Annotated in this window: 6 protein-coding genes; 5 read left to right on the top strand and 1 reads right to left on the bottom strand. The window is 63.4% G+C overall.

Features of this window, described 5'->3' with window-relative positions; all coding sequences use genetic code 11:
• Positions 1–201 precede the first annotated feature (201 nt).
• Complete coding sequence (locus HMPREF0372_RS09240; RefSeq protein WP_007491322.1) at positions 202–2,079, top strand: sigma-54-dependent Fis family transcriptional regulator; 1,878 nt, start codon at positions 202–204, stop codon at positions 2,077–2,079.
• 217 nt (positions 2,080–2,296) lie between these two features.
• Here HMPREF0372_RS09240 and HMPREF0372_RS09235 read toward each other — a convergent pair whose 3' ends face one another.
• Positions 2,297–3,169, bottom strand: a complete 873-nt coding sequence (locus HMPREF0372_RS09235; protein ID WP_039997082.1) for a hypothetical protein — start codon at positions 3,167–3,169, stop codon at positions 2,297–2,299.
• A 440-nt stretch (positions 3,170–3,609) separates the two neighbouring features.
• Between HMPREF0372_RS09235 and HMPREF0372_RS09230 the strand changes: the two genes are divergently transcribed.
• The 4 genes from HMPREF0372_RS09230 (at position 3,610) to garD (ending at position 8,407) form a co-directional block, all read left to right on the top strand.
• Positions 3,610–4,719 carry a type 2 periplasmic-binding domain-containing protein gene (locus HMPREF0372_RS09230; RefSeq protein WP_007491316.1) on the top strand — a complete coding sequence of 370 codons (1,110 nt, stop codon included), beginning with the start codon at positions 3,610–3,612 and terminating at the stop codon, positions 4,717–4,719.
• Positions 4,720–4,817: 98 nt separating this feature from the next.
• Complete coding sequence (locus HMPREF0372_RS09225; RefSeq protein ID WP_007491313.1) at positions 4,818–5,270, top strand: tripartite tricarboxylate transporter TctB family protein; 453 nt, start codon at positions 4,818–4,820, stop codon at positions 5,268–5,270.
• Between the two features lie 19 nt (positions 5,271–5,289).
• The gene (locus HMPREF0372_RS09220; RefSeq protein ID WP_007491311.1) at positions 5,290–6,804 is read left to right on the top strand and encodes a tripartite tricarboxylate transporter permease; all 1,515 of its coding nucleotides are present in this window, start codon (positions 5,290–5,292) and stop codon (positions 6,802–6,804) included.
• Positions 6,805–6,886: 82 nt separating this feature from the next.
• Positions 6,887–8,407: a galactarate dehydratase gene (gene garD, locus HMPREF0372_RS09215; protein WP_007491309.1), complete on the top strand. Its 1,521-nt coding sequence runs from the start codon at positions 6,887–6,889 to the stop codon at positions 8,405–8,407.
• Positions 8,408–8,423 lie beyond the last annotated feature (16 nt).

The raw sequence follows: 8,423 nt of genomic DNA, 5'->3' as shown, positions 1-8,423 counted from the left end.
GCGGCCGGGACGGATTTTCTCTGTCCCGGCCGCGCCGTTTGATTTCATGCCAAAGGGAACCCTGGCAGCTCCCTTCACACGCTCCTTCTCTCTGAACCCTCTGGCATGAGATTTTTCAGCCGCGCCATCTCCCGCTTTACAATCTTTACAACCGGCCTTTCCTTGGGGTAAGATGAGAACGAAGCAGAAGGAGGAATCGACATGGCGAGATTTGCGCTCCTGCTCCCCCGTGAGGAGATGGTGGAGCCCGCCGGGCGGATCGCCCGGGAGCTGGAGATGGATGTGGTGCTCAACCAGTCCGTCCCCACCGAGCGGATTCTAGACCTCATGGAGGATTGTCGGCGCGCAGGCGCCGACATCCTGGTGGCCCGAGGCCGCCAGGCGTCCATTCTCAAGGAGCACACCGACTTCCCGGTGGTGGAGATCCAGCTCACCGGCCTGGAGATCGCCCGGCTGCTCCACCGGGCCCGTAGCCTGGTCTCCCATCTGGAGCGGCCGAAGATCGGTGTGGTGACCATCCCCAACATGGTGGGCAATATTCAGGGCTTTGAGGAGATTTTCGACATAGAGCTGCACACCTATTTTATCTCCGGCCTGTCGGAGATGGAGCGCGGGGCGGAGCAGGCGGTGGCCGACGGGATGGATGTCATTCTGGGCGGCGACTTTGTCAATGCCTACTGCCGCCGGCTGGGCAAGCGCACCCTCTTTTTCGACGGGACGGAGGACTCCCTGCGCACCAGCCTGCTCCACGCCCGCAACGTGGGGCAGGTCGCCGACGCCGAGCGCCGCAACACGGCCCACCTGCAAGTTCTGCTGGACTACTCCTTCAACGGGATTCTGGAGCTGGACGCCCGGGGAATCATCGTCCAGAGCAACGACGTGGCCTGTAAGATCCTGGAGCAGGAGCGGGAGAAGCTGGTGGGACTCCCTCTTTCCACGCTGATGCCCCGGGAGGACGCCGAGTTCTGGGCCGACGCGCTGGCCCAGCGGCGGGAGCTCTACTTCTCCGTGCTCAACGTGGCGGGGGTGCACGTGGTGGCCAATGCCGCCCCCGTGGCGGACTGGGACGCCGGGGAGGGCATGGTATTTTCCTTCTATGAGATGCAGAAGATGGAGCGCCAGGGAGAGCGGGCTCTGCGGGAACGCTACCGGCTTCAGCGCTATCTGGCTCACGGCCGGTTTGAAGACGTGAACCACACCAGCCGGGAGATGTCCCGCCTGGTAAAGCTGGCCCGCACCTTTGCCGAAACCGGGCAGCCCATCCTGGTCTACGGCGAGGTGGGCAGCGGCAAGTCCCTCTTTGCCCAGAGCATCCACAACGCCAGCCCCTGCTCCAAGGGCCCCTTCGTGACCTTCGACTGCGCGGCCCACTCCCCTGAGCAGGAAGCCGCCCTGTCCCGGGCGGGCAAGGCGGCGGACACCGGAACGCTCTATCTGGACAACCTGGACCAGCTCACGCCCGGCGGGCAGCGGGTGCTCTGCCGTCTGCTCCGCGAGGGCGTGGTGCATGTGCAGGGCGAGGACACCCCCACCCCGGTGGCGGCGCGGGTCATCGGTTCCCTGACCGGGGACCTGGCCCCCAAGCTGGAGGCCGGCGTCTTTCAGCCCGAGCTCTACTATCTGCTCACCCCCCTGCGGCTGAGCCTGCCGCCCCTGCGCACCCGCCCGGACGATCTGAACCAGGCCATCGACATGTGCCTGGACGACTGCGTGGTGAAGTTCAACCGCTATGTGGTGCTCACCAGGGAGGCCCGGCGGCTGCTCATGGACTACCCCTGGCCGGGCAACTACATCCAGCTCCGCGCCTTTCTGGAGCGCATGGTGCTCACCGCCCCCGCCCGCACGGTAAACGACGGCTATGTGCGCTCCCTGCTGGAGGAGCTCTATCCCCTCCCGGTGGTCCGCGCCCAGGGGCAGGCCCTCCCCGCCGCCGTCTCCCCCGAGGCCGCCCGGCTGGCGGAGGTGCTCTCCCGCAATGGCGGCAGCCGGGCCGCGGCCGCCGCCGAGCTTGGCATCAGCAAAACCACCCTCTGGCGGCGGATGAAGCAGTATGGCATCCGCGACCGATTCGAGGGCTGACCGAACAGCAGACAGGGTGCGCCCCCCCGGTATCGCCGGGGGGCGCACCCTGTCTGCTCTTTGCTTTGCAAAAGCATAGCAAAATTGGCCATGTGCCGCTTTCAGCGGCACGGCCATGAAATCAAAGCGCATGGGCCGGGACGGCCCATATGCGCATAAACTTCATGCGCCACAAGCCTTTGCCCGTTTTCGTGGTGCGCTCTTGGCGCATGAAGTTTTATACCAGGGCGTCCGAGGCCTTGAGAATTCCGTCCAGCTCGGGGAGAAAATCCACCTCGGCCACGGCGGCGCTCGGCGGGACGCGGCTGGATACCTTCTGGCCCAGGATACGGTTGGTGACAAAGACATGGAGGCGGTCTCCCTGGACGCAGACGGCCAGGGGCTTGTCGGTGGCGGCGGACAGCCGGCGCAGGGCGGCGAGGAAGGCGTCACCGGGCACGTCGGGTTTGCCCTCCGGCCGGAGGGCAAACCAGGTGCCGTCCTCCATCCAGTCGGGGCCGAAGCCCACCACCCGCCGCAGCCCGCTCTCCCGGCGCAGCATGGCGTCCCGGGACGGCTTCATCATCACCCGCTCGTGGATGAGCCGCCAGTCCAGCCCGGTGTCCTTCCCCAGCTCCACCGTCACCCAGGTGCCCACCACGAACTCGTGGTGGGTTTTCCCCTCCATGGAGAAGGAATGGGTAAACCCGGCGTCACCCAGGCGCACACGGCGGCCGTGGTAGGTACCGGAGCCGCCCTCCCGCACCAGGACGGAGCCCTTGGCGTCGTTGGCGGCGACCAGGCGGGCGCGGCGCAGCTCCCCCTCCTCCAGGGTGGGCGCTTCGGTATGGCGGGCGTCCTGAAGGCGCCGGGCCAGGGTACACTGGCCGCAGGCGTGGACAAAGGCCCGCTGGTAGGCCTTCCCCGCCCTCCGTACCACCACCAGGTGGTAGACCAGGCTGGCCGCCACCAGCGCCAGGGTAACGCGCTTGTCCACAAAGAAGAAGACCAGCGCCAGGACGGCCGCCGCCAGATAACCCAGGTAGAGCAGGCGCAGGCGGCGGTATTGGCGGATGAGGCCGCTTACCAGCTCCGCAGATTCTGATTTCATGGTGTGACACTCCTTTTGACCAGAACGGTACAAAAACTTTGTATTCATGTTCAGTGTAACAGAGATTTTTGTTCCGCACAAGGAGCAGCAGGCGGAGGGTGAACCGCGCCTGCCCTTATCTGTTTTGCACAAATTTTACTTGTTTTTTTCTGACAAACTATAAAAATCAACCGATGTTTTCTATAAATTTACAGTTCTAAGCGAAACAAATCTTCCATATTTGAAACGCAGAACGGGTATTTTTGAAATCTTAAATTCATTTTTCTGAAACCCACACAGAGTTTACAAATTTGCTCTCCCATTTCATTGCCTTTTGCGAATGGAAAACCCGCGCCGCGGCCTGCTATCATAGTGCCACGGTAGTGAAGCGCCCCCATCCCCCGCAAGCAAGCACGGAACATCCCCAGTGAATGAACCGAACGAAAGGAAGGAATTGAACAATGAAGTTCAGGAAATTGACGGCTCTGCTCCTTTCCGCCTCCATGGCAGTCGGCCTGCTGGCCGGCTGCGGCGGCACCCCCTCTAACACGGAAACCGGCACTCCCTCCACCGGCGATCCCGGCACCGAGGCGACCGGCAGCGCCGCCTCCGGCGAGAGCAGCCTGAAGGGCAAGCGCGTCCGCGTGGTCATCGGCTCCACCTCCACCGGCGGCGACTCCTACATGATCGCCGACATGGTCACTCGCTATCTGGGCGAGGAGATGGGCTTCAACGGCAAGGTGGACGCCATCGGCAACGCCCAGGCGCTGGACACCATCTCCAAGGCCAAGGGCGACGGCACCACCATCATGATGTTCCACGACATGGCGTTCCTGAGCGTACTCTTCGGCGCGGTCAGTGAGGACTACGCCCTGGAGAACCTGACCGTCGGCCCCCGCATCGGCGTCAACCCCGGCGGCTGCTTTGTGGCCAAGGCCGACGCACCCTACAACAACCTGAATGAGGCCGCCCAGTGGCTGGCCGATAACCCCGGCGAGGAGCTGCGGGTGAACATTGAGTCCGGCTCCGCCTCCCACCTGGACTTTGTGGTGTGGTATATGTGGGTTCAGGAGCAGTACGGCGACGAGGTGGCCAGCCGCATCAAGGCCCTGGTGGGCGGCACCACCGACGAAAAGAAGCAGCGCCTCTGGGACGGCAACACCGACATCATCTACGCCGACTATTCCTCCTGCGTGGAGTTCACCAAGGAGGGCGTGGACGCCCAGTTGGCCATGAAGCTCTTTGACACCTGCGGCAACCTGGAGGGCAGCGGCGTTATCTCCATGGCCGACGACGGCATCACCTTCAACGGCGAGCCCTTCGACTTCAACAAGGACTTCTTCATGCTCTTCCCCAAGGACATGGACGAGGGCATTCTGAATGAGATCGCCGCCGCCATGCAGAAGGTCTGTGAGAACCCCGATTTCCAGGCTGAGATGGCCGGCCTGCTCTACAGCGCCGTCACCGCCGAGGAAGCGGATCTGGAGGCCTCCCGCCAGTTCATCAGCGACAAGCGGGACATCGGCCAGGAGATCATCGACGTGGCCCCCGGCCTGGACGAGCTGACCTAATATCTGTTGGAGTGTCACCCCGTTGAAGCCCAGCCGGCGGTTGGCGCTTCAGCGGGGTGATATTCTGTGATACCACCCTGCGAAAGAGAGGTAATAAGATGCGTATCAATGTGGAGTATTCAACCCAGCACTGGATTTTCCCCATCATCACCATTGGAATTCTGGTGATTCTGGGCGTCCTGCTGATCGCCCTGGAGGGGCGGGCCCGGATCAAGGCGGGCAAGGGCTTTTTTGTCAAGCCCGGCCGCTTCTTCGTGGAACACTACGACAAGTTCAAATTCTGGGGTACGATCGCCCTGATGGTGGTCTACTTCTTCCTGCTGGACAAGCTGGGCTTCACCTTCTGGTCCATCATCTGCCTGTTCCTGTTCAACACCCTGTTTGCCAACAAGGCGCAGTTGAAAAACCCCAGGTACCACATCACCAGCCTGATCATCTCCGTGGTGGCCTGCCTGATCATCAGCGTTGTGTTCGGCACCGCGTTCGCCATCACCCTGCCCTCCGGTCTCCTCACCATTGAGATTCCGTCCCTGGGCTTCATTCTCTACTAAAGAAAGGCTGGTGTGATTCATGGGATTTGAACTGCCCTTCGTGATCGGCCCGGAGTACATCGCCGTGGCCCTGTTCGGCGTCGTCATCGGCATCATCTTCGGCGCCATCCCCGGCATGACGGCCACCATGGCCGTGGCCGTGTTCCTCCCCCTGACCTACGCCTACTCCATGGAGATGGCCCTCTATCTGCTGCTGGGCCTCTATGTGGGCGGCATCTCCGGCGGCCTGGTCCCCGCCATCCTCATCAACATTCCCGGCACCCCGTCGTCGGTGTGTACGACCTTCGACGGACACCCAATGGCCTTGCGGGGCGAGGGAGAACGCGCCCTGAAAATCGGCGTCACCTCCTCCTTCATGGGCGGCATGATCTCCCTGGTGGTGCTGGCCCTCTTCACCCCCATCCTGGCCGGCTGGGCCATCAAGTTCTCCGCTGTGGAGAAGTTCCTCATCATCCTCTTCGCCCTCACCGTCATCGCCGCCCTGTCCCGGGGCCAGATGCTCCGCGGCCTGTGGATCGGTATGCTGGGCGTGCTGGTGGCCATGATGAACCAGTTCTCCGTCAACAATGAATACCGCATGGTCCCTGAGTTCCTGGAGAGCCAGATGCAGAGCGGCTTCCAGCTCTTCCCCGTGCTCATCGGCCTGTTCGCCGTCTCCGAGATGCTCCAGCAGTGTGAGACGGGTATGCACGCCTCCTACAGCAAAGAGGACACTGTAGAGGTCAAAAACAACGTCAAGTTCAGCCTTCTTCACGATTTCAAAGGGCAGGTCATCAACGTCATTCGCTCCTCCCTGCTGGGCACCTTCATGGGCATCCTGCCCGGTGTGGGCGGCTCCGCCGCCTCCCTGATCGCCTACTCCCAGGCCAAGAGCTGGTCCAAGCATCCCGAGCTGCTGGGCACCGGCGTGCCTGAGGGCCTGATCGCGTCCGAGTCCTCCAACAACGGCCTGACTGGCGGCGCCCTGGTGCCCCTGCTGAGCCTGGGTATTCCCGGCGACTCCACCACCGCCGTCCTGATCGGCGCCTTCATGCTCCAGGGCATTCAGGTGGGCCCCCTGTTCATCACCAACAATCCGGTGATCTGGAACACCATTCTGGTGGCCCTGCTGTGCTGCAATATCCTGATGTACCTAGTCATGTTCTTCCCGGTGAAGCTGCTGGCGAAGATCGTCCTCATTCCCCAGGAACGCCTGTACCCCGTGGTGCTCATGATGTGCACCGTGGGCGCCTACGCCACCCTCAACGGCCGCATGTTCGACGTGTGGTGCCTGCTGCTCTTCGGCATTGTGGGCCTTCTGATCAAGAAGTTCCACTTCCCCGTGTCCTGCTTCCTCATCGGCTTCATTCTGGGCGGCGACCTGGAGGACTACTTCATTCAGGTGCTCACCGCTTATAACGGCTCCCTGACCGGCCTGTTCGTGCGTCCCATGAGCTGGGTTATCTGGGCGCTGATCATCCTGTCCGTGGTCTACGCCGTTCTGGACAACCGCAAGGCCAAGCGCCAGGAGAAGGAGCTCTCCGGCAAGCAGTAATCATCATAACACCTCGATGTCATTCCGTCCGGCGCGCCCCGCGTCCGGTGGAATGACATCGGCCAAAAGGGAGTATTCGTCTATGAGTGCACCACTTTACATCAAGGTCAAGGATGCGGATAACGTGGCCATCGCGGTCCACGACATCCCCCGCGGCACCGGGGTCATGCCCGGCGTCGTCACCCGGGAGGACATCCCCCAGGCCCACAAGATCGCCCTGACTGACATCCCCAAGGGGGGCGAGGTGGTCCGCTACGGCGTGGTGCTGGGCTACGCCAAGGCTCCCATCCCCGTTGGGGCCTGGATCAACGAGCACATGCTGGACCTGCCTCAGTCCCCCGGCCTGGACGACATGCCCTACGGGACCAGCCTCGTCCCCATGGAAGAGCTGCCCGATCCGCCCCGCAGAACCTGGATGGGCTACCGCAACAAAACCGGCCCCGCCGGCACCCGCAACCTGCTGGGCATTGTCACCACCGTCCAGTGCGCCGCCGGTGTGGTCAACGTGGCGGTGGAGCGCATCAAGCGGGAGCTGCTGCCCAAGTACCCCAATGTGGACGGCGTGGTGGCAGTGAACCACCCCTACGGCTGCGGCGTGGCCATTAAGGCCCGGGAGGCCCACATCCCCATCCGGGCGGTCACCAACCTCATCCGCCACCCCAACTTCGGCGGCGAATTGATGGTGGTGGGCCTGGGCTGTGAAAAGCTCACCTACGACATGGTGCTCCCCCCGGAGGACATCACCCCGGAGAACACCCTCACCCTCCAGGACTACCGGGGCCACGACGCCATGATGCAGGCCCTGATGGAGATGGCCGAGCGGAAGCTGAAACGGCTCAACGAGCGCCGTCGGGAGGAGCTGCCCCTCAGCGAGCTGCTCATCGGCATGCAGTGCGGCGGCTCTGACGCCTTCTCCGGCCTCACCGCCAACCCCAGCGCCGGCTACGCCGCCGACATGCTGGTGAAGGGCGGCGCCACCGTGCTGTTCAGCGAGGTCACCGAGGTGCGCGACGGAGTGCATCTGCTGGCCGCCCGCTGCCGCGACGCGGCCGCCCGGGACAAGCTGGCCGCCGAGATGAAGTGGTACGACGACTACCTGGACGCCGGCGGCGTGGACCGGGACGCCAACCCCACCCCCGGCAACAAGAAGGGCGGCCTGGCCAACATCGTAGAGAAGGCCATGGGCTCCATCGCCAAGTCGGGCACCGCCCCCATCGAGGAGGTGCTCTCCCCGGCAGAGAAGCCCCATAAGCACGGCCTGATCTACGCCGCCACTCCCGCCAGCGACATCGTCTGCGGGCCCTGCCAGTTGGCCAGCGGCATCGGGCTTCAGGTCTTTATGACCGGCCGGGGCACCCCCTACGGGCTGGCCGCCGCCCCGGTCATCAAGGTCTGCTCCCGCAACGAGATGAAGGAGCACTGGTTTGACCTCATCGACGTCAACGCCGGCCCCATCGCCACCGGCGAGAAGACCATCGCCGACGTGGGCGCCGAGCTGTTCCACCTGATTCTGGACGTGGCCAGCGGCGTGAAGAAGCCCTACTCCGACCAGTACGGCTTCCACAACGACCTGTGCATCTTCAATCCCGCGCCTATTACCTGACAAGAGAAAGGTCGGT

The organism is Flavonifractor plautii ATCC 29863 (assembly GCF_000239295.1).
GTDB lineage: Bacteria > Bacillota > Clostridia > Oscillospirales > Oscillospiraceae > Flavonifractor > Flavonifractor plautii.
The sequence above is the reverse complement of the archived record's forward strand: the minus strand, read 5'-3'. Positions and strand labels throughout refer to the sequence as shown.

Excerpts from the sequence above, each read along its gene's own strand:
- HMPREF0372_RS09240 (WP_007491322.1), top strand. The coding sequence starts at position 202 with ATGGCGAGATTTGCGCTCCTGCTCCCCCGTGAGGAGATGGTGGAGCCC.
- HMPREF0372_RS09235 (WP_039997082.1), bottom strand. The coding sequence starts at position 3,169 with ATGAAATCAGAATCTGCGGAGCTGGTAAGCGGCCTCATCCGCCAATAC.
- HMPREF0372_RS09230 (WP_007491316.1), top strand. The coding sequence starts at position 3,610 with ATGAAGTTCAGGAAATTGACGGCTCTGCTCCTTTCCGCCTCCATGGCA.
- HMPREF0372_RS09225 (WP_007491313.1), top strand. The coding sequence starts at position 4,818 with ATGCGTATCAATGTGGAGTATTCAACCCAGCACTGGATTTTCCCCATC.
- HMPREF0372_RS09220 (WP_007491311.1), top strand. The coding sequence starts at position 5,290 with ATGGGATTTGAACTGCCCTTCGTGATCGGCCCGGAGTACATCGCCGTG.
- garD (WP_007491309.1), top strand. The coding sequence starts at position 6,887 with ATGAGTGCACCACTTTACATCAAGGTCAAGGATGCGGATAACGTGGCC.